General features: G+C 72.8%; 17 protein-coding genes. 5 read left to right on the top strand and 12 right to left on the bottom strand.

What is annotated here, in order from left to right; translation table 11 throughout:
* Positions 1 to 96 precede the first annotated feature (96 nt).
* The gene (locus SFY69_05545) at positions 97 to 642 is read right to left on the bottom strand and encodes a hypothetical protein (protein ID MDX2131495.1); all 546 of its coding nucleotides are present in this window, start codon (positions 640 to 642) and stop codon (positions 97 to 99) included.
* Between the two features lie 137 nt (positions 643 to 779).
* Complete coding sequence (locus SFY69_05540; protein ID MDX2131494.1) at positions 780 to 2963, bottom strand: glycosyltransferase; 2184 nt, start codon at positions 2961 to 2963, stop codon at positions 780 to 782.
* Between the two features lie 265 nt (positions 2964 to 3228).
* Between SFY69_05540 and SFY69_05535 the strand changes: the two genes are divergently transcribed.
* Positions 3229 to 4071 carry a serine protease gene (locus tag SFY69_05535; GenBank protein MDX2131493.1) on the top strand — a complete coding sequence of 281 codons (843 nt, stop codon included), beginning with the start codon at positions 3229 to 3231 and terminating at the stop codon, positions 4069 to 4071.
* Positions 4072 to 4161: 90 nt separating this feature from the next.
* Here SFY69_05535 and SFY69_05530 read toward each other — a convergent pair whose 3' ends face one another.
* The gene (locus SFY69_05530; GenBank protein MDX2131492.1) at positions 4162 to 4926 is read right to left on the bottom strand and encodes a type II secretion system protein; all 765 of its coding nucleotides are present in this window, start codon (positions 4924 to 4926) and stop codon (positions 4162 to 4164) included.
* An 11-nt stretch (positions 4927 to 4937) separates the two neighbouring features.
* Positions 4938 to 6023, bottom strand: a complete 1086-nt coding sequence (locus SFY69_05525; GenBank protein ID MDX2131491.1) for a hypothetical protein — start codon at positions 6021 to 6023, stop codon at positions 4938 to 4940.
* Between the two features lie 723 nt (positions 6024 to 6746).
* On the opposite strand from SFY69_05525, the gene SFY69_05520 reads away from it, so the two are divergent.
* Complete coding sequence (locus tag SFY69_05520; protein MDX2131490.1) at positions 6747 to 9215, top strand: VacB/RNase II family 3'-5' exoribonuclease; 2469 nt, start codon at positions 6747 to 6749, stop codon at positions 9213 to 9215.
* Between the two features lie 67 nt (positions 9216 to 9282).
* Here the strand turns inward: SFY69_05520 and argS are convergent, their stop codons facing one another.
* The 7 genes from argS to SFY69_05485 all read right to left on the bottom strand — a co-directional run bounded on the left by argS (position 9283) and on the right by SFY69_05485 (position 17060).
* Entirely contained in the window at positions 9283 to 11202 is a 1920-nt protein-coding gene (gene argS, locus SFY69_05515) for an arginine--tRNA ligase (GenBank protein ID MDX2131489.1), read from the bottom strand.
* A gap of 37 nt (positions 11203 to 11239) precedes the next feature.
* Positions 11240 to 12292 carry a hypothetical protein gene (locus SFY69_05510; GenBank protein MDX2131488.1) on the bottom strand — a complete coding sequence of 351 codons (1053 nt, stop codon included), beginning with the start codon at positions 12290 to 12292 and terminating at the stop codon, positions 11240 to 11242.
* A complete protein-coding gene (locus SFY69_05505) occupies positions 12289 to 13677 on the bottom strand; it encodes a hypothetical protein (GenBank protein MDX2131487.1) in 1389 nt (462 codons plus the stop codon). The genes SFY69_05510 and SFY69_05505 overlap by 4 nt, the downstream gene beginning before the upstream one ends.
* A 13-nt stretch (positions 13678 to 13690) precedes the next feature.
* Positions 13691 to 14458 carry a glycosyltransferase family 2 protein gene (locus tag SFY69_05500; protein ID MDX2131486.1) on the bottom strand — a complete coding sequence of 256 codons (768 nt, stop codon included), beginning with the start codon at positions 14456 to 14458 and terminating at the stop codon, positions 13691 to 13693.
* A 98-nt stretch (positions 14459 to 14556) separates the two neighbouring features.
* Positions 14557 to 15180, bottom strand: a complete 624-nt coding sequence (locus tag SFY69_05495) for a hypothetical protein (protein ID MDX2131485.1) — start codon at positions 15178 to 15180, stop codon at positions 14557 to 14559.
* A 21-nt stretch (positions 15181 to 15201) separates the two neighbouring features.
* Positions 15202 to 16347, bottom strand: a complete 1146-nt coding sequence (locus SFY69_05490) for a hypothetical protein (protein MDX2131484.1) — start codon at positions 16345 to 16347, stop codon at positions 15202 to 15204.
* A complete protein-coding gene (locus tag SFY69_05485; protein ID MDX2131483.1) occupies positions 16344 to 17060 on the bottom strand; it encodes an ABC transporter ATP-binding protein in 717 nt (238 codons plus the stop codon). The genes SFY69_05490 and SFY69_05485 overlap by 4 nt, the downstream gene beginning before the upstream one ends.
* A gap of 135 nt (positions 17061 to 17195) precedes the next feature.
* Here SFY69_05485 and SFY69_05480 point away from each other — a divergent pair, with 135 nt between their 5' ends.
* Entirely contained in the window at positions 17196 to 17414 is a 219-nt protein-coding gene (locus tag SFY69_05480; protein ID MDX2131482.1) for a hypothetical protein, read from the top strand.
* Positions 17415 to 17430: 16 nt separating this feature from the next.
* Here the strand turns inward: SFY69_05480 and SFY69_05475 are convergent, their stop codons facing one another.
* The gene (locus tag SFY69_05475) at positions 17431 to 18417 is read right to left on the bottom strand and encodes an NAD(P)H-binding protein (GenBank protein ID MDX2131481.1); all 987 of its coding nucleotides are present in this window, start codon (positions 18415 to 18417) and stop codon (positions 17431 to 17433) included.
* Positions 18418 to 18504: 87 nt separating this feature from the next.
* Between SFY69_05475 and SFY69_05470 the strand changes: the two genes are divergently transcribed.
* Positions 18505 to 19350 (top strand): ABC transporter ATP-binding protein, encoded by an 846-nt coding sequence (locus SFY69_05470; protein ID MDX2131480.1) that lies wholly within the window; start codon positions 18505 to 18507, stop codon positions 19348 to 19350.
* 8 nt (positions 19351 to 19358) lie between these two features.
* Entirely contained in the window at positions 19359 to 20201 is an 843-nt protein-coding gene (locus SFY69_05465; protein ID MDX2131479.1) for a hypothetical protein, read from the top strand.
* The last annotated feature ends 12 nt before the right edge of the window (positions 20202 to 20213 follow it).

Genomic DNA, 20213 nt, shown 5'->3' with positions numbered 1-20213 from the left:
AGACCCGCGGACCCACCAGACGCGCCTTCCCGCACCGCGTGAACTCAGGGTGCGCAACGCCGATTGTGACTTCGCCCGGGCGTCCGCACGCAACAACTACCCGGAGATTGTCGGGTGCCTCCCGCCGGACGTCTGCTCCTGCGCCGGCACGTTCGAGCGCACGTGGGCCCCGCCAGCCCGCCCGCACTCCGGGCAGCGTGCGTCGCGGACGCCGGCGAGGTCATAGCCGCAGGCGGGGCAGAGCCCGAATCGCCGACGTCGCCTCGCCCGCCGCCAGAACGGGAACATCGCGCCGGCGGGAAGAAGCCCGCCCGCGACGATGATCCAGATCGGGCCGCGCACCGACCACCAGCGAACGCGGTTGTCGGCCGTCCGAAAGTCGCTGTACCAGCCGTGGTTCGGCCACCAGTGCAGGCGTCCGAGGTCGTGCAGGCGCGGGTAGGCGTGCAGCGTGTCGAACCCCGGGCCGAAGTACGTGCCGCCGGTGGTGACCCACAACTCGCCGCGCTGCAGCGCGACCGTGAGATCGCCGCGGCCCGGGCTCATCCGCCGATAACTCACGATGCTCAGGCTCGCAATCCACATGACCAGGCCCAGCACGCCCAGCGTGACGCAGGACCACATGGCGAGGGCGCGGATCATGGAGGAGTATCAGCCGCCGGAGCGCCCGCCGCCGCACGGTGACGCGGAAGATACATGGGTCCTCGCGATGACTGACGAACGCGTTGCACCCGGCGCTCCCGGCTTGGTTTCCCGCGCCCGCCCTTGCCGCGCCCGGCCTACCCCCGCACGGCCCGCAGCACGCGCTTCATCGCACGCCGCACGCCCAGCGAACCCAGCAGCCCGTTCACGCGGTCCGCGGCCCGGTACCGGATGTTCTCCTCGATCACCGACCGCACCCGCCGCTCCAGCACCGGGTGCCCCGCGCCGACCTCGTCTCCCGTGAGCGCCTTCCAGTCGAGGAACCGTGCCCCGCGCGAGGGATCGCGCGTGCGTGGGAGGTGGCGCGCGAGGATCCTCGCGCGGTTCGCCAGGCGCGACTGCTCGCTCGCCGCCCGGTACATGCTCGCCTCGCGCGTGCGGTAGAGGAACAGGAACTCGGGGATGATCGACCCCCGCAGCCCCGCCGCGGCGATGCGACACCAGAACTCCCAGTCTTCGAACGTCGTCATCCACTCGTCGAACCCGCCGGCCTGCTTCCACGCCTCCACCCGCACCAGCGAGCACGAGCACCCCGCGAGGTTCAGCGCCGGCTGCATGTCCGGATCGATGCCCAGGGGCGTCCAGCCCCAGTTGTGATCGCCCTCTCGCGTGTAGAAGAACCGCGCGAACGTCGAGACGTACGCCAGCCCATCGTCGAGCTCCGTCACGCGCAGCGCGCGCTCCAGATACTCGGGCGCGATGAGGTCGTCCGCGTCGAGCATGAGCACCCACGGGGCCCGGGATGCGCCGAAGCCCGCGTTCCGCGCCGACGCGAGCCCGCCGTTCTCTTTGCGGACGATGCGCAGCCCCGCGCACGGGCCGACGAAGGCCGCCGGGTCGCGCTCGACCTGCTCCAGCAGCGTCCGCGCGCCGGGGCTGGTCGAGCCGTCGTCCACGATCACCACCTCGAAGTCGCGCTCGCGCTGGGCGGCGATCGACGCGAGCGTCTCGGGCAGGTAGGCCTCGAGGTTGTAGAACGGGATCATCACGCACACGCGGGGCTTCGCCCCCGCCGCGGCCCGCGCCGGCGCGGGCGCCTTCTCGCTCGGCGCCGTTGCCCGCTCGAACCCGCGCACGAAGGTCTCCGCGTCGGCGTAGTGCGCCGCCCGTGCCGCCGCACGCTCACCCAGCATCGCGCGCAGGGATGCATCGCCCAGCAGCCGGAGAATCTCGCGCGCCAGGGCGGCGTCGTCGTCCACCGCCGTCACCAGCCCGCTGACGCCGTGCTCGACCACCTCGGGCAGCGAGCCGCCGGCCGTCACGATCAGCGCCTTCCCGCGCGCCATGGCCTCCACCGCCGCGCACGAGAACGTCTCGAGGCGCGACGGCAGGCACACCACCTCCGCCGCGTCGATCGCGCGGACGAGCGACTCTCGCGCCACGCCGTCGCGCAGCACGATGCGCTCGCGCTCCGGGCCGATCAGCGCGCGCAGCTCGGCGCTCATGTCGCCCCCGCCCCGCCCGGTGTGGGGCGTGTCGCCCCCCAACAGCACGAACCGGACCCGCGCGGCGGGGCCGAGCTCGTCCAGCACGCGTCGTGCGGCCCGCACAAGCGTGTCCACGCCCTTCAGCCTTTGCAGCCGCCCGAAGTACAGCACGGTCCGCCAACCAGCGTCATCTTCGCCGCCCGTCGCGGGCGCGCCGGGCAGGGTGACGGGGAACGCCAGGAGCGCCGTCCGCCGCCCCCACGCCGTGTCTTCCTGCCATAGCCCCCGGGCTCGCGCCAGGTCGCGGGTCATTGTGAGCGCCGCCTCGCTCGCGTGCAGCAGCAGGTCCGCCTCGTTCACCGACGCCAGTTCCATGTGCTCGGTGTGCACGAGGTCCAGGTCCAGCAGATCGGTCTCGTCGTGCACGCGGCACAGCGCCGCCGACGCGTGCAGCCGCACCGCGAGCAGCGTCCGCTCGAACGCCCGTCCTGTGCGCTTGGCGCGCAGCGAGAAGTACCCCTGCCCCTGGTAATCGGGGAACTCCACCACGTCGAACGCCGGCTGCGCCAGCAGGTGCTCGAGCACCGCCATCGACCAGCGCGCATTGAACGACCCGTACGCGTTGATCGCCGCCCGCCCGCGATGCACGTCCACGTGCTGCACGCGCACGCCGTCCGTCACTTCGCCCTCGGGCGAGGCCTGCGCCGGGCCCTGGGTCAGGAGCGTCACGTCGTGCCCGGCCCGGGCCAGCACGCGCGACATCTCGCGCACGCCCGTGCCGATGCCCCCGCCCGCGCCGGGAACGCTCTCCCTCGCCACCAAACAGATCCGCATGCACGCGCTCCGCGCCCCGACAGGCCGCATCAACTATACGTGCCGCCGGCGCAGTGACTTCCGGAACCACCGGCGTCGCGATCCCGCGTTTTCCTATGCGCGAGCCCGCCGGTCGTTCTCGTCGGAGACCCCGCGACCGGGCGAAGTCGCGACCTAAACTCGCCCTCCCGCTCGAAGTGTTCGGCGGGGTGTGCGCGCTGTCGGCGGGGTCGCCGCTCGATACGCCGTGCCTTCGTTCGCGGGCGACCATGCAGGAGCGGCGTTCATGAACCGGTCTCTCGGCGTGCTGGCGTGCGGCGTTCTTTCCCTCGGGCTGGCGGGCCCCGTGTCGGGCTCCGCTCCTCTCCACCGCGACGTCGCCAATGTCATCCAGGCGAACGCCGACACCGTCGTCGCCGTCAAGTTCGCCCTCAAAGGGCCCGACGGCGAGGTCGAGACCGAGGCCATCGGCGTCATGGTCGATCCCTCCGGCCTGCTCCTCATGAGCAACGTCGCCCTCGGCGGGCTCGCACAGCGCTTCCAGGGCGCCAACGTCGCCGCCGAGCGCTTCAAGGTGCTCATCGGCGACGACACCGAGGGCGTCGACGCCAGCCTCATCACGCGTGACGGCGAGCTCGGGCTCGCCTGGGTCCGCATCAAGGAGCCCAAGGGCACCTACAAGGCCGTCGACCTCGCCGCCAGCGCCACCGCCGCCCCCGGCGACGACGTCTTCGCGCTGAGCCGCATGGGCAAGTTCTTCGACCGCGCGCTCCAGGCCATCGAGTGCGACATCACCGCCGTCACTGCCAAGCCCCGCAAGCTCTACATCCCCGGCTCCACCACCGGCAGCACCGAGTTCGGCAGCCCCGTGTTCACCGAGGACGGCAAGATCATCGGTGTCATCACCGTCATCCTGCCCGAAGACGATGAAGCCTCCGGGCCCGGCGGCATGCAGGAAGCCCTCAAGGGCGTCACCAACGGCAAGATGATCCTCCCCGCCGCCGAAGTCCTCGCCAAGACCAACCAGGCCAAGGACATGAAGCCCGAGCCCACCCCCGAGCCGGCGCCCGAACCGGCCCCGGAGCCCGCGCCCGGCATGGCCCCCGCGCCCGCGCCGGCCCCCAAGTAGGCCTCGCGGTCGTCGGTCGACTCGCTGTTCACTCTGTCACGATCCGGGCCGCCCTCGCGGCCCGCTTTTATTTGTCCGCAACCCCCGCTGTCAGAAGTCGCGCCCACGTACGCCGTCCCGCGTTGTCGCGTACGGGCCGACCGACCAGATCCAGCCGGCGTAGACAGGGGCCCTCGCGTCGCGCGGCCAGCGGAGCGAGGCGTGCCCATCAAAGAACGCCACGGCGCTCGGACGTGGTGAGTTCGAATACTCCAGCGTTCCAACATCTGTTCCCGGCGTGCCATCGCCTGGGAACCCGTGCCACACCTTGGACTCGAACAGAACCGCCTTCGCATCGGGGAAGATGACCGCATCAACGCGCTGCCCCCGGGCGCCAAAGTCGGACGGGAACGAGCCGTTCGGCACGTCGCGCGCGAACACCTCGGGGCGCGCGAACACGCACCGCGCGATCCGGAAGTCCACCGGACGCGGGTAGTTCTCGCGTCCGGAGTAGTGCGCGCCGCAGCGGTACAGCGTCTCATCCGCCCCCGACCACGCACGCCACATCTCGCCGCGCAAGGCCGAAATGGACTGATTCATGTACCGAATCTGCTGGCGAAGTGTGCGCAGCTGCATCGGATCGTCGCTGTAGATCATCGGGGGCATGCCGCGATGGTCGACGGCGTACGCATGCACGAGGCGTGCGAGTTCCCCGGCCCGGGTGACGCATCGCAACTCCACCGCATCTCGCTTCGCGCGCCCCAGCGCCGGTGTCAGCAGCGAGAACAGCACCGCGACGATCCCGATGCTGACAATCAACTCCGGGAGCGAGAAGCCGCGCCGGCGCGAACCATCGCGCGAACGAGACTGACGCACGCCCGAGTTGTTCATCGCCCCGCCTTCCAGCGCCACACGACCCAGCCCATGCCCAGCGCGAGCATTGCCACTCCGGCCCAACGCAACCCCATCGTGATGCCCGACAACGGCGCGGGCGCCGGCTCCGCGCCAAGGGGCGGCGGGTGAACAAGCCGCCCGTTCTCAAACCGCGACACGCGCGAGTCGTCGCGGTGTGCCATCGACACCCCACGGGCAACACCCTGGGATGCGGCGCGGGCTCGGACCTTTTCCGGAATCTCGGGCGGGAACCGGTCCAGCCGCTCCGCCCGAATGAGCCCCTTGATCGAGATGTTCCGATTGTCGTGCTCGTACACGAGCCGCCCGTCGGGCATCTGACGCAGGTTCGGCGCATCGCTCATCCGTCTCCGAGGAAACGGCGGCAGGCCGGGCAGCTCCGCGTAGTCCTCGAAGCGTTCGACGAACACCGCGCCGTCCATGTCGGGCATCGCTGGCGCATGCTCAGCGCGCACGAGCACGAAGGCGTCCTCCAGCGGCGCGAGCACGAACACGCGGTCCGTCGCACGCGGGGTGACGCGAAGGGCGCCCCCGGGCAGATCCTCGATCTTCGCCCGGGCCGCCTCGGCGGGATGCTCCAGCACCCACCACGCAAGGGCGTGTGGGCCCGCATGAACAGCCCCTAGAAATCGATCATCCTTCGGCTCGACACGGTGCAAGTCCCCGCCCGCGACGCCCCGTGTCAACACGTCGTCGAGCAGCAGCCCGTCCGGTGATTGGTAGAGCGACGTCGGGTGTCGGAGAACCGCGTCCTTCGGATTCGCCTGCACCCAGTTCTCGATCGCCCACGGCAGGTCCTCGGGAGGGAAGGGCTCGCCGCGTGTAAACACGCGGTCGCTCTTCAGAAGTTCGTACGGCCTGCCGAGCGTCGTGTCGATCAGCGAGCATCGATACCGCTCCTGCGGATCCGCCGCGCTCGGGCGTTCAAACTGCCATCCCCATGTCGTGCGCACCGCGGGGACGTCGCTCCAGACGCGCGCAAACGCGGCAAGCCGCGGATCGATCCACCCCGGCTGTCCCGCCGCATGCCCGGATACCGCCCCGAGGACGATCGTTATCATACAGAGGACCGGGTGCACTCGCATCGCTGCAACCTTCCGAGAGTCAACTGCCTGAGTTCGGATCGGGCATCGGACAGCTTACGCCGGTTCGCACGAGATGGGAGCGTTGTAGCGAGTGACCCACTTGACCAACGGGGGCTCGACGTCCGTCGGCTCTTCGGCGCCGGAGACACATCGGCCGGCGACGCACTTGCCCGCGCCGTACCAATCACATTCCATCGACACGAGCGTTGGTGTTCCGCAGTTGTCCCACGTTCCCTGGCCCGCACCAACAGTCTGACAGGTGTCGTCTCTTGGACACTTCATCGCGAGCGAGCACGGCGTGTCGTCCGGGCCGCACGATGCGTGCAACTGCCATTCCTCCCCAACTCCGGCGATCACATTGTTGTTGCACCACTCAGCGGAGGGCTGGCTTGAGGCGGCCTGCGTCATGCACGCCGCAAAGGCCGCCACCGTCGTACGGCCGACATGATTCTGAATGCGACGTCGTGTGCATCGTGTCGAGCTCGTCACGGCACAGCGTTGGGGGACTTGGATCATCAGCAACCGCGGGGGGGGGGGGAGTGCGCATCGCCGAAACCTCCTTATCGCGTCATTTGACATGGGAGGATACATGCTGTCAAGATGAATCCCGCGGAACCACCGAAGCTCCGATCGGTGTGGATTGCCGGTGGAGAAGTCGCCGGTCGGCAAGTGCCGCGGACAGTCGCGCTAGGCTACCGCATGCAGGATCGCTACCAACGCCGCGTGCTCGACCACCTGAAGCACGAGTCGTACACACCCCGGCGCATGCCCGACCTCGCGGCGGACCTCAGCGTGCCGCGCGAGGAGACCGACGAGTTCGTCGCCGCGGTGCGCGCCTTGGAAACCGCCGGCAAGCTCGAGTTCGGCGACAGCGGGCACGTGATGCTCCCCTCACTCGCCGGCAAGGGCGGGCAGGTGACCGGCAAGTTCCGCAAGACGATGCGCGGCTTCGGGTTCATCACGCCCGCCGACGCCGTCCGCGAGCGCTCCGTCTTCATCCCCGCCGACAGCGTTGGCGACGCCCTCACCGGCGACACCGTCCGCGCCAGCATCGCCCCCGACCGGCGCTCGCCCGGCGGCGACGGCTACTCCGGCACCATCATCGAGGTCGTCGAACGCCACAAGTCCAGCTACACCGGCACCGTCCAGAAGCGCGGCCAGCAGTGGGTCGTCATGCCCGACGGGCGCCAGGTCACCTCGCCCATCGTCGTCCCCGACGCCGCCAGCAAGAACGTCAAGGAAGGCGACAAGGTCGTCGTCGAGCTGACGCTGTGGCCCGAGGCCGACATGCTCGGCGAGGGCGTCATCACGCGCGTGCTGGGCGAGGCCGGGCGTCCCGACGTCGAGACCCAGGCGGTCATCGCCGCGTATGACCTTCCGGGCGAGTTCCCCGAAGAGTGCGTGCAGCAGGCGCGCGAGGCGGCGCAGACGTACGAGCGCGAGATCGCGGCCTACGTCGCCGACAAGACGCTGCCCGACCGGCTCGACCTCACCGACGACTTCATCATCACCATCGACCCGCCCGACGCCAAGGACTACGACGACGCCATCTCCATCCGGCGCACCGACCAGTTCGAGGGCGGCGGCTGGGAGGTCGGCGTGCACATCGCCGACGTCGCGCACTTCATCCCCCGGGGCAGCCCGCTCGACGTCGAGGCCTCCGACCGCTGCAACTCCTGCTACCTCCCCCGCCACGTCATCCCCATGCTGCCCGAGGTGCTCAGCAACGGCATCTGCTCGCTGCAGGAGGGCGTGTACCGCTATTGCAAGAGCGCGTTCATGACGTACGACTCGCGGGGCGAGGTGCGGGGCGAGGGTGTCGCCCAGACGCTCATCCGCAGTTCCAAGCGCCTGACGTACCTCGAGGCGCAGGCCCTCATCGACGGCGACCCCGACGAGGCCCGCAAGCACGCCAAGACCAAGCCCGAGTACACCGACCAGCTCATCGACACGCTGCGCGAGATGAACCGCTGCGCCAAGGCCATCCAGGCCCGGCGCGACCGTAAGGGCATGATCGTCCTCGACCTGCCCGAGGTCGTGCTGATCTACGACGAGAACGGGCACGTCGTGGACGCCGAGCGCGAGGACGACGCCTTCACGCACAAGCTCATCGAGATGTTCATGGTCGAGGCCAACGAGGTGCTCGCGCGTCTCTTCGAGAACCTCGGCGTGCCGCTGCTGCGCCGCATCCACCCCGACCCGGTCCCGGGCGACGTCGAGGGCATGCGCAAGGTCGCGATGGTCGCGGGCTTCCGCGTGCCGAAGAACCCGACGCGCGAGGAACTCCAGGGGCTGCTCAAGGCGACCCACGGCACGCCCGCCGCACGGGCCGTGCACCTCGCCGTCCTGCGCACCCTCTCCAAGGCCGAGTACAGCCCCGCGCTCATCGGGCACTTCGCCCTGGCGAGCGACGCCTACGCGCACTTCACGAGCCCGATCCGTCGCTACGCCGACCTCACGGTGCACCGCGCGCTCGCCGAGTACCTCGCCCGCACCGACAACGGCAAGAAGCGCCCGCGGGGCGAGCGCGAGCAGAAAGAACTCGGGCGCGACCTGCGCAGCGCCAAGAACTGCCCGCCCGAAGAGGAACTCGTCGAGATCGGGCACCAGGCCGTCCGGCGCGAGGTGAACGCCGAGAGCGCCGAGCGCGAACTGCGCAGCTTCCTCGTCCTCCAACTCCTCAGCAAGCACGTCGGCGACGCGTACAAGGGCGTCGTCACCAACGTCACGCCCCGCGGCATATTCGTGCAGCTCGACAAGTACCTCGCCGACGGCTTCATCAAGAGCGAAGACCTCCCGGGCGACGTCACCCGCGAGAACCTCACCCCCATTTGGCGCATCGACCCGCGCAGCGGCGCCCTCACCGATCAGCGCTCCGGCCGCAGCTTCAACTTCGGCGATCTCGTCACGGTCCGCATCGCCAACGTCGACCTCGCCAAGCGCCAGATGGACCTCGTCATCGAGGACGCCGCCACGCGCGCGGGGGGCAAGGCCAGGAAGCCCATCCCCGACAAGCCCGCCGGCGGCATCGGGGGCGGCATCGGGGGCGGCATCGGCGGGGGCTTCGGCCCGGGCAAGTGGGATTCGTTCAAGACCGGCTCGCAGAAGCGCAGCCAGCGCAGCAAGAGCCGCGACAAGGGCAAGAAGCAGCACCGCCGCGACCCGTGATCTGGGTACCACCACACTCCGCCGGGTACCACCACACTCCGTGTGGTGTCCCGCATCCGGTGGTGTCCTACATCCGCTCGATCGCCGGGATGCCCAGCACGCCCAGCCCGTCGGCCAGCACCCGCCCCGTCAGGTCGCACAGGCGCAGGCGCGCATCGCGCGTCGCGTCGTCCCCCGCCGCCAGCACCGGGCACTGGTCAAAGAACACGCTGAACGCCCCCGCCAGCTCGTAGACGTACGCGCACAAGCGGTGCGGCTCGAGGCTCTCGGCCACGCTCCGCAGCACCCCGGGGTAGCGCAGCAGCGTCAGCGCCAACTGCTTCTCGCCCGCGTGCGACACCACGAACGGCGCCCCGCGCCACGACTCGCCCACGCCGCGCTCCGCCGCCTTGCGGAAGATGCTCCGCACCCGCACCAGCGCGTACAACAAGTACGGGCCGGTGTTCCCCTCGAACGCCAGCATCCGGTCGAAACTGAACACGTAGTCCTTCACGCGGTCCGTCGAGAGGTCCGCATACTTGAGCGCCGCGATGCCCACCGCCCGCGCCACGCCCGCCGCCTCCTCGCCCGCTAACTCCGCGTTCCGCGCCGCCAGCACTCCCCCAGCGCGCGCGAACGTCTCGCGCAGCAGGTCCGCGAGCTTCACGCTCTCGCCCGAACGCGTCTTGAACGGGCGCCCGTCCTCGCCCAGCACCGACCCGAACGCCGCGTGCGCCATCCGCGCGGGCCTCCCGGTCTGCGGGTGGATGGCGTAGCCCGCCTTGATCGCGCTCGCGAACACCTGGCGCAGGTGCAGGTTCTGGCGTGCGTCGATCGCGTAGAACAGCTCGTGCGCGCCGAACCGCTGCACGCGCCGCCGCACCGCCGCGATGTCCGTCGTCGCGTACAGGTACCCGCCGTCGGTTTTGCGCACCAGGCAGGGCTCCCGGATCGGCTCCCACAGGGGCGTGCCCGCCTCGTCGGTCGCCGGCTCGTCCAGACGCACGATCAGCGCCCCCTGGTCGGCCACCGCCACGCCCCGCGCCGTCAGGTCCTCGATCAGCGGCCCCAACTCGTCCGCGTAGCTGCTCTCCCCGGCGCTGTCCGCCTCCGTCACCCGCACATCCAGCAGGCGGCACACCTCCAGGCACGTCGCCATCGTCACGTCGTAGATCCGCCGCCACACCGCGTACGTTGCGGGCTCTTTCGCCTGCAAGCGCACCAGCGTCTGGCGCGCGTGCATGAACGCCTCGGTCGCCCCGGCCACCTGCTCTTCCAGCTCCGCCTCCGCCTTGGGCCCCAGCCCGTACCGACGCACGCACGCCAGCCCCGCGCTGTCGCGCTGGCACTCCAACTGGGCCGCCTTGTAGGCGTCGTCGAGTTCGTCCAGCGTGACGCGCGACAGGTCCACCCGCCCCGCCGCCGCCAGCGTCATGAGGCGCGCGGTCACCATCGCGATGGGCAGGCCCCAGTCGCCCACATGGTTCTGGCGGATCACGCGATGGCCCAGACGCTCGAACACGCGCGCGAGGCAGTCGCCGATGATCGGGCTGCGCAGATGCCCGACGTGCATCTGCTTCGCCAGGTTCACGCCCATCAGGTCGACGACGATCGTCCGCGCCGGGGCCGCCGCCTCGACGCCCAGCCCGGGCGCGTCCAGCGCCGCGAGGCTCCCCGCCAGGGCCGCGGCCTTCAGCCGGATGTTGATGAACCCCGGGCCAGCGACCGACCCTTCCGTCAGCCCTTCCGCCACGTCGTCCAGCCGCACCTCGCGCACGAGCGCCAGCGCCACGTCTCGCGGCTTCATCCCCACGCGCTTCGCCAGCGCCATCGCGCCGTTCGCCTGAAAGTCGCCCAGGTCCGCCGACTTGCAGGGCGTGATCACCGGGTCCGTCGTGCCGGCCTGCGGGTACAGGCGCGCGATCGCCTCGCGAAACCGCTCGCCCAGCACCGCCGCCGGATCCCGCGTCGCCCCGCCACCCTCGCCGTGCGCATCGTGCGTGCTCATAGAGCCGCGATCGTAGCGGCGTGCGCCCCGCGCCCGATCACGCGCGCCATGCCCGCAGCAGCCCGCGCACCGCCCCCGCCACCCCGGCCAGGCTCGTCGCGGGCAGCAGCCCCAGCGGATCATCGATCACCGCCACCCGCCCGCGCTCGAACGCACCCGCGGCCACGCGCGCGAGCGAACCCAGCCGCTCGCGAGCCGCCGCGCCTGTGATCGCTGCGCCGGTGTTCGGCGCGCCATCGCTCGCTGTGCTCCGCGTGCCCGCGCCCGGCACGAACGCGATGATCGCGCCCGGCGCCAAGGCCCGCACGTCTTCCAGCGTCAGTACCTGCCACGCCCCGCCCGCCGCGAGCGCCGGCGCGCCCCCCAGCCGCACGAGCAGGTCGTGATGGCAACTCCCCGGCCCCAGCGCGCCCGGCGGCTCGACCGCGCCCAGGAGCAGCACCCGCCCGGCCTGTGCCACCCCGGGCTCGGGCTCCAGCGCCGCGTCAAACGACGCCGCCAGCGCCCGCCCCTGCGCCGAGCCCGACGCCCCGCGCACAAAGGCGTCGATCGCGTGGATCTCGCGCGCCACGTCGTCCAGCGTCAGCAGCGCCGCGTCGTGCAGCGCGCACGCGCCCGACGCCGCCATGTCGCGCAGCGCTGCGGGCAACTCTCGCGCGCCCCACTGCGTGATGACGTGCGTCGGGCGAACCGCGCGGAGGGCCTCGAGATCGATCCCCGTCTGATCACCGCACACGGGCAGCCCCGCGCGCAGCACCATCTCGTACGCGTGCCGCCCCACGACCTGCTCGCCCAGCCCCAGGTCGCGCAGGATCACCGACACCGCGGGGCTGAGCGAGACGATCCGCGCCGCGCCCGAGCCGCCCGAGTCGCCCGCACGCGGCCCGTTCGCGCCCGGCCCGTTCGCGCCCGGCGCGTCGTCCGCCCCGCGCCGGCGTTCGCACCCACCCGTCAGCCCCGCCACGCCCAAACCCGTCGCGCCCAGGCCCGCGCCCAGCAGCCCCGCCAGCACGCGCCGGCGCGACAGCGAGCGCACATCCGCGCCTCGCCCCGCGCCGTTCGCCACGCGCTGCGCTCGCACGCTGGTCACGCGTTCGCTCCAAAGCCCGCCCGCACCGCGTCCCGCAGCTCGCGCAACACCGCTGCCGGGTACAGCGGGAACGCCCACGTCCGATCGTGCGCCACCGCCGCGCGCGACGCCAGCCCCGCCAGTTCGCGCGCCCGCGCGGCGAGCGACTCAACCTCGCCCCCCCGGCGCGCCCGGACCTCCGCCAGCAGGTCGTGCATGGCGCGGAACAGCCCGGCCCGCTCGGCGCGCGTGCCCGCGCCGCGGATCGCCGCCACCAGCGCGCGCTTTCGTGCGCCCGCCTCTGCCTCGCCCACCATCGCCGGGTCGTGCGCCGCGCGGTGCGCCGCGGCCCGCGCCCGCTGGATCTCCGACGGCTCCGGCAGCGTGCGGTCGCCTAGCGCCAGCCGGCGCGTCGCCGTTGCCACGGCCGTCGGCGCCAACTCCCACCCCAGCCAGTTGCGCAGCCACGCCTCGGTCACCAGGTCGTACTTCTCGCCCCCCAGCCCGTGCACGAACAGGTCGCACGCCGCCCGGCGCAAGACTCCGGTCAGCAGCAGCGCCCGCGGCGCCAGGGTCGCGCCGTCCCGGCCCGCGCCGCCGGGCCCCACGCCGCCGCCCGCGAGTTCATCCGCGTACACCCGCCGGCGCGCCGCGCCGGGCCGCACCCACCACAGGGGCAGTTCCACCCGCGCGCCGCGCGCGTGCAGCGCGCGGACGCGCGCGCCCGGGTGCGCCGCCGCCGCCGCGTTGTGCGCCGCCACGCACGCACCGGGCTCACGCCGCATCGCCTCCACCGCCTCGCGCATCACGGGCGTCTCGATCAGCGTCAGCGCCCACACCGGCGTGGGCGCAGGATCTCCCGGGGCGACCAGGCCCGCCCCGCGCAGCAGGTCGCCCCGCGCCCGCTGCACCTGGCGCGCCAGCGACGCCTCGCCCGTGTGCGCCGCGCACGCCGCGCGAATCGCCCGCAGCCCGTTCGCGACGAACTCCGGCACGCCCTCGCCCGGCGCCGCGGCCTGCGTCACCCGCAGCGCGCCCACGCACCCCGCGGGCGTGCCCTCCGCCGGCGGCCCGCCCTCGGGCTCGCCCACCCGCCACACCCGCCGCTCCAACCCCCGCGTCGGGTACGCGACGTCCCACGCCGCGCCGCTGTCCTGATCGACCTCCGCCCACGCCGCGCACCCGCCCAGAGCGCGCGCGCACGCCTGCGCGGCGAAGAACTTGGCGAGAATTCCCGGGTGCCAGAACTCGCACTGGTGCCCGCTCATCACCACTGGCCTGTCCGTCGGCAGGCCCAGCGCCCCCCGCGTCGCGTCGCGCATTCCCGCGTCGCCCCGCGCCCACCACGCGCGCGCCGCGTCCATCCACGCAGCCGGCGACGGCCGCATCGTCGGCGCCTCGCTCACGCTCGCCTTCCCCTCACTGACACGAGCACTCGGTCCCGTCCACGTCCAGCCCCGCCAACGCCGCCACCGGCAGGCGGTCCGCCCGACGCCGCAACTCCCGGTGCAGCACCCCACGGTAATGCGCCAGGCGCTTGGCGGCGTCGTCCAGCACGCCCCCGAACGTGCGGCTCGGATCGTTGTAGATCCGGCGCACCGGCAACTCGCGCACCCGCAGGCGCAGCGCCGCCGCCTGCGCCCAGAACTGCATCGGGAACGCGTACCCCCGCACCGTCGGCTTCATGCGGCGCAGCGCCGACACCCGGTACGCCTTGAACCCGCAGAACGCGTCCGTCAGCATCGTGCCCAGCGAACGCGACAGACGGCAGTTCAACTCCCGCGTGATGGCCTGGTTGATCTCCCGCCGATCGGGCGGCGCCGCGTCGCCGTTGTCGGCGCGCAGGTAGCGCGACCCGCTCACCACGTCGAACCGGTCCTCGCGCGCCGCCGCGATGAACGCCGGGATCGACGCCGGCTCGTGCTGGTCGTCGCAGTCCATGGTGATCAGCCAGTCGAACTTCTCCGCCGCCGCGAACCGGAACGCGTCCCGCAGCGACGACCCGTACCCGCGGTTGCGCACATGCCGGATGAGCTCCACCGGGTATTCCGCCAGCAGTCGCGGCGTGTCGTCCGTCGAGCCGTCGTCCACCACCAGCACGTCCCGGGAGTACACCAGCACGCGCTCCAGCACGCTCTGCACGTGCCGCGACTCGTTGTAGACGGGAATGGCGACGAGCGTCCGCATGCACACCTCCGGCCCTGCGATTGATTCGCCCGTCCGCCCGGGTCGGATGATACGGACACCCCCGCCCCGCGGTTCGCGTCACGCACCCCCGCGCTGCGCTATTCCGCAAGCCCCGGCCCGACGATCAGCGGCCCGGGCACGCCCGCCCCCTCCCGGCGCGACCGCGCCAGGCTCGTGAACGCCGCGAACCCGAACGGCATCTCCTCCCGCGCTTCCTCCGGGCTCGCGCTGTCCGACGACGCGCCCTTGATCCGCTCCATCAGTTCCGCGCTCAGCGCGTGCACCGCGCGGATCTCGTGCAAGGGCAGCGTGAACGCGTGCCCCTCGGGCGTTTCGATCTGGAAGACCGTGCACTCCACGGCCGTGCTTAACGCGCGCTCCTGCTCGCTCGTCGACACCGCGCACGCGAACAGCGGGTACACCGCCCCGATGGGCACGCGCGCCCCGTGCGCCGTGATCACCGCGATCCGCCCGTCGAACACGTCGGCGCCCGCGCTGTCGCCGCTCGTCCGCTTCGCGTGCAGCACCGACAACCCGGTCAAGATCTCCTGCACCACGTTGTGCCAGAACAGCTCCCGCGTCCGGAGCAACTGCTCCATCGCGTAGCCCTGCCCCGCGCTGAGCGCTCCCGCGCCCTTCGGGCCCCGCGCGGGCGCCGTCATCGCTCGCCGCCCTTTCTTTTCCCCGTCGTCCTGATCCCGCGCCCGTGTCTCGCGTCCCATGCAAGGCCTCCCGTCTCCATCCTACTGCCGCAGGTAGTCCGCCGCCTTCGCACGCAGCGTCTTCGCGCGCGCGCGTGCGTCGCGCGCCGCCTTCCGCCATCCGCTCTCGTACTGCGAAGCCCGCACGCGCCGGTCCCCGTCCTCGCGCGCCGTCCGCAGCACCTCGGGCACGCGCTCGACCAGCGCGTCGAACTCGTCGAGCGCGCGCTCCGCATGTGCCAGCGACTCTCTCGCCTCGCGCCCCGCCTCGTGGTACTTCTTCGCCGCCACGCTGTGGGTCGACGGGTCCGCCAGCGACAGCGCCCCCTGGGCCCGCGCCAGCGCCTCGTCCGCGCGCGCCAGGTGCCCCAGCGCCTCGCCGCGTGCCGCCCTCGCGCCCGGCGGCAGCCGTCGCTCCAGCACCATCCGCCCGCCCACGTCCAGCCGTCGCGCCGCCTCGCGCCACGCGGGCGCCTCCGCCGCGACCAGCCCCACCTCCGAAAGCGCCGCCCGCGTCAGCATGAACTCGCACCCGTCACGCCCGGCCCGCACCACCGGCTCCGCGTTCGCGCCCCCCTCGGGCAGCACGCGCAGCGTCGCGCGCCCGCCCTCGCGCACCAGGCGCAGCCCGTCGCAGGTGCCGGTCAACGCGATGGCGAGATCGGGCCCGTGCTCACGCGCCCCCAGCCCCCACTCCAGCCGCCCGCGCAGTTCCGCCGCCACCGCCGCCCACGCCGTGTCGTCGGGCGATAACTCGTCCGACGCGCCCCGCGCCGCGCCCGTTACCATCACGCGCGGGTGCGCCACCATCCGTGCCGTCATCAGCCCGAGCGCCAACTGCCCGGCGCCCACGCGATCGTTCTCGCCCCCCGTCAGATACCCCGCCAGCGCGACCTCCGCCCGACGCAGCGCCCCCGCCATCCGGTTCACCACGTCCAGGCGCGCCCCATCGCCGGATAACTCCAGCACGACCAGCCCGGCCTTTGCGCCCTTGGCCTCCTCCAGCAACGCCTCCAACGCCGCGGCCTGCGCGATCGTGTCCAACGCATCGCTCGCGATGATCCGCACCACCGGCCCCGCGTCGGCGCCCCGACCCGGCGGCCCTGCCGGCTGCCCCGCCGCCGCCGCCGCGCCCAGCACTACCGCGCCCAGCGCCACGGCGCCCACCACCCGCGCCAGCGTGTTCATGCGGCGTCCTCCGCACGCGCTCGCGCGAAGAACGCCCGGGCCAGCGTCGTCGGGGGCGTCGCCCGCAGCGCCGCCAGCGTGCCCGCGCCCGCCACCACGCCCCCCTCGAGCACCACGCCGTGCCCGCACAGCCGCACCGCCTCGTCCGCGTCGTGCGTCACCAGCACCAGCGTGCACCCGAGCCGCTCCCGCACCCGCAGGATCGCCTCGTGCGCGTCGGCCCGCGCCAGCGCGTCCAGCGCGGTGGTCGGCTCGTCGAGCAGCAGCACCCGGGCGCCCCGCACCAACTCCCGCGCCAACGCCGCCCGCCGACGCTCGCCCCCCGACACCTCCCATGCCCGCCGCTCCAGCACGTGCTCGATCCCCAGCGCCGCGGCGGCGTCCTTGGTCCCCATTCCGCTCGCGCCGCGGCGCGCCATTTCGATGCTCTCGCGCACCGTCAGGTGCGGGTATAACCCCGCCCCCTGCGACACCAGCCCCACCCCGCGCGCGTGGGGCGGCACGTCCGTCACCTCCCGCCCGTCGATCAGCACCCGCCCCGACGTCGCCCGCAGCAGCCCCGCGACCACCCGCAGCAGCGTCGTCTTCCCCCCGCCAGAGGCCCCGATCAGCGCCACGCTGCCCGACGCATCTACGGCGAGGCTCACGCCGCGCACGACCTCGCCCGCTCGCGCGTACCCCACCCGGATCTGATCCAGTTCCACCCGCGCCATGGGCACAGCCTATCGCCCGGGTCCGCGTGACGCCCGCGCAGACCGAACGACCCGCCGAGTCGGTACCAATGGTCTCTCGAACCCCAAGTCGAGCGCAGGATTGTCCGATGCCGGTGTCGCCAAGGAGGGCCGGCCATGGGACCGTCCGAAAAGACGTTCAATCAGGTGAAGTCAATCCTCGGGAAGCTCGATCGCTCGATCGACCAGCTCCGCGCCCAGCGCACCTCGCCCGCGCCGCCCGCCCAGGCCATCGCGCCCGAGCCCGCGCGCCCTGTAGCGCCCGCGCCCAACCCGCCGGCCGCCCACCGCCCCACCAGCATCTTCGGGCGCGCCACGCCCATCCGCTCGAACTGAGACCGTCCGCCGCGCGTTACACCGCGCCCGCGTACGCCCGGAACGTTGCGCGGAACCCGCTCGCCCTGAACTCCAGGTCTTCCGTCGCCTTCACCACGCTCGCCGTCGAGTCTTCGGCGCCCATGCGCGCCATCCCCTCGTCGAACGGCAGCAGCCCGCCCAGCCCCACCGCCCCGGCCGCCTTCGCGCCCCACGCCGCCGCCACCGACGGCACGCCCATCGGCTCGAGGTCGCGGTTCGCCCCGTGCACGTGGTCCCGCACCTCGCGCAGCATCTCGGGCCACGTCAGCACCTCGCCGCCCGCCAGGTTGTAGATCTCCCCCACCGCCGCGGGCGTCCCCAGCGATCGGACCATCGCGCCCGCGACGTCCTGCACCCACACCGGCTGCACCCTGGGCGCCACGAGCGTCACCGGCCCCAGCGGCACGCGCACGTCCTCCACCTCCCGCGCGAAGTACGGGATGAACACCCACGGCGCCTCGTGCCCGCTGCACAGCCCCTTCGCCAGGCGCACGAACTCACCCTCGGGCCCGTGGATCAGCGACGGGCGGAAGATCGTCCAGTCCAGCTCGCTCAGCCGCACCGCCTGCTCAGCCTCCCACTTCGTCCGCTGATACTCGCTCACCCCCACGTCCCGCACCCCGAGCGCGGACATCTGCACGAACCGCCGCACGCCCAGCGCCGTGCACCGCTCCACGAGCAGGCGCGCCGCACGCGTGTGCACCCGCTCGAACGTCTGGGCCCGCCCCCCCGTGCGCACCTCGCGGATGATCCCCGCCAGGTTCACACACGCCTGCGCGCCGCCCAGCAGTTCGTCCACGCGGCGTTCGTCGAGGATGTCGCCCTCGACCAGCGTCACCGATCCCGGCAGCGACGACCGCGCCGCCGCGCGATCGCGCACCAGCGCCCGCACGCCGTACCCCCGCGCCAGCAGTTCGCGCACCACGTACCCGCCCACGAACCCCGTCGCACCCGTCATCGCCACCGTCGTGATCGTGCTCATGCGGGCACAGCATAGTCGACGCCGCCCCGCCCACGCCCGATCTCCCCCCTGCGGCGCGCCGCGACGCCCCGCCCCTACCCTCCCCCCGTGACGCTCGCCGCCCACGACCTCCATGTGGCGTTCGAGCCCGGACTCCCCGTGCTCCGGGGCGTGTCCGCCTCTTTCGCCCCCGCCACCATGACCGCGATCCTCGGGCCCAACGGCGCGGGCAAGTCCACCCTCCTCCGCGCCCTCGCCGGCCTGCTCACGCCCGATTCCGGGCGCGTCCTCCTCCACGTCGCCCCCGACCGCGCCGAGAACATCAGCACACTCCCCGGTTCCGCACGCCCGCGCGTCGCCTCCCGCCTCGCCTACATCGCGCAGTCCGCAGACGTCGCCTTCGCCTTCACCGCGCGCGAGATCGTCGGCTTCGGGCTCTACGCCCGGGGCGACGCCCGCCCCGCCCTCGCGCCCTCGCCCGCCGACCTCGCCCTCCAGCGCGTCGATCTGCTGCCCCGCGCGCACGACCTCTTCGCCGTCCTCTCCGCGGGCCAGCGCCAACGAGTCTCCCTCGCCCGTGCCCTCGCCCAGATCGGCTGCGCCCACCCCGACGCCGACCCCGCCGGTCGCCTGCTCCTCGCCGACGAGCCCGTCAGCGCCATGGATCCCGCGCACGCACTCCGCACTCTCGCTCTGCTCCGCGCCCTCGCCGACCGCGGCGGCACCGTCGTCTGCGTCCTGCACGACCTCTCCCTCGCCCGGCGCTTCGCCTCCCACGCCCTCCTGCTCTCCCCCGCCGGAACCGTCGCCGCCCACGGTCCGGCGCGCGACGTCATGTCCCCCGGCGCGCTCGCCGATCTCTTCGGCGTGCGCTTCGACGCCCGGGGCGACGCCGACCACGTCGCGTACATCCCGCACGACGATCTCGCCCCGCACCGCCCCGGAATACACTGATCCGCCGCATGGGCACGCTCCAAGCCATCTTCCGGTTCTTCGCGAACCACCCGCAGATGCTCATCGCGATCGTCGTGATCGTGGGGCCCATTCTCAAAGTCATCTTCCAGGCGCTCGCCGAGCAGAAGCGCAAGCGCGACGCGCTCGCCCTCCGCCGGCGGCAAGAGGAAGAACAACTCCGCACCGGTCGCGTCGAGACGCCGCCGCAGCGCGCCCGCGAGATCGAACAGGTCTCCGCGCGTCAGAAGCTTGAGGAACTCGCCGCCCGCCGCCGCGCCACGCTCGAGGGCAACCAGGCGCCGGCCCCCAGCACGCAGCAGCCGGCCCCCACCCAACCCCCCGCCGCGGGCGGCACCACCCACGTCCGTCTTCCCGGGGGCATCATCCTCGAAGTCCCGACCGACATGTTCCCGCAGCAGCCCGCCCCGGTGCCGCAGCCCGCGCCCGCGCCGGCTCCGCGGCCGGCACAGGCGCCGCGACCCGCCCAGCGCTCACGCCAGGGCCCGCGCCCCGCCCCGGCCCAGTCGCAAGCCCCCGCGCAGGGTTCCCGGCGCGCCGCACGCCAGGCCCAGGCGCAGCGCCCCCGCCCGGCCCCGCTGCAGGCCCCGACCGAGGAAGATCCCGACGAACTCCGCCGCCGCGCCGCCTTCAAAGCGGCGTCCGATCCGCTCGACGACGTTCCCGCCCGCGCCACCTCGCTCGGCACCGCCACCCGCGCCGACGTCCGCCGCCGGCAGACCCCCGTCGATCTCGGTGTTCCGATCTTCAGCGTGCCCGTGACGCGCGCCGAATGGCGCCGCGCGATTTTGCTGCGCGAGATCCTCGGCGAACCCGTCGGCCTGCGCCGCTGAGCCACGTCCCGG

The sequence above is a fragment of the Planctomycetota bacterium genome, from assembly GCA_033763975.1.
GTDB lineage: Bacteria > Planctomycetota > Phycisphaerae > Phycisphaerales > UBA1924 > RI-211.
Note: the sequence above shows the minus strand (reverse complement) of the source record. Positions and strands in the feature narration are given on the sequence as shown.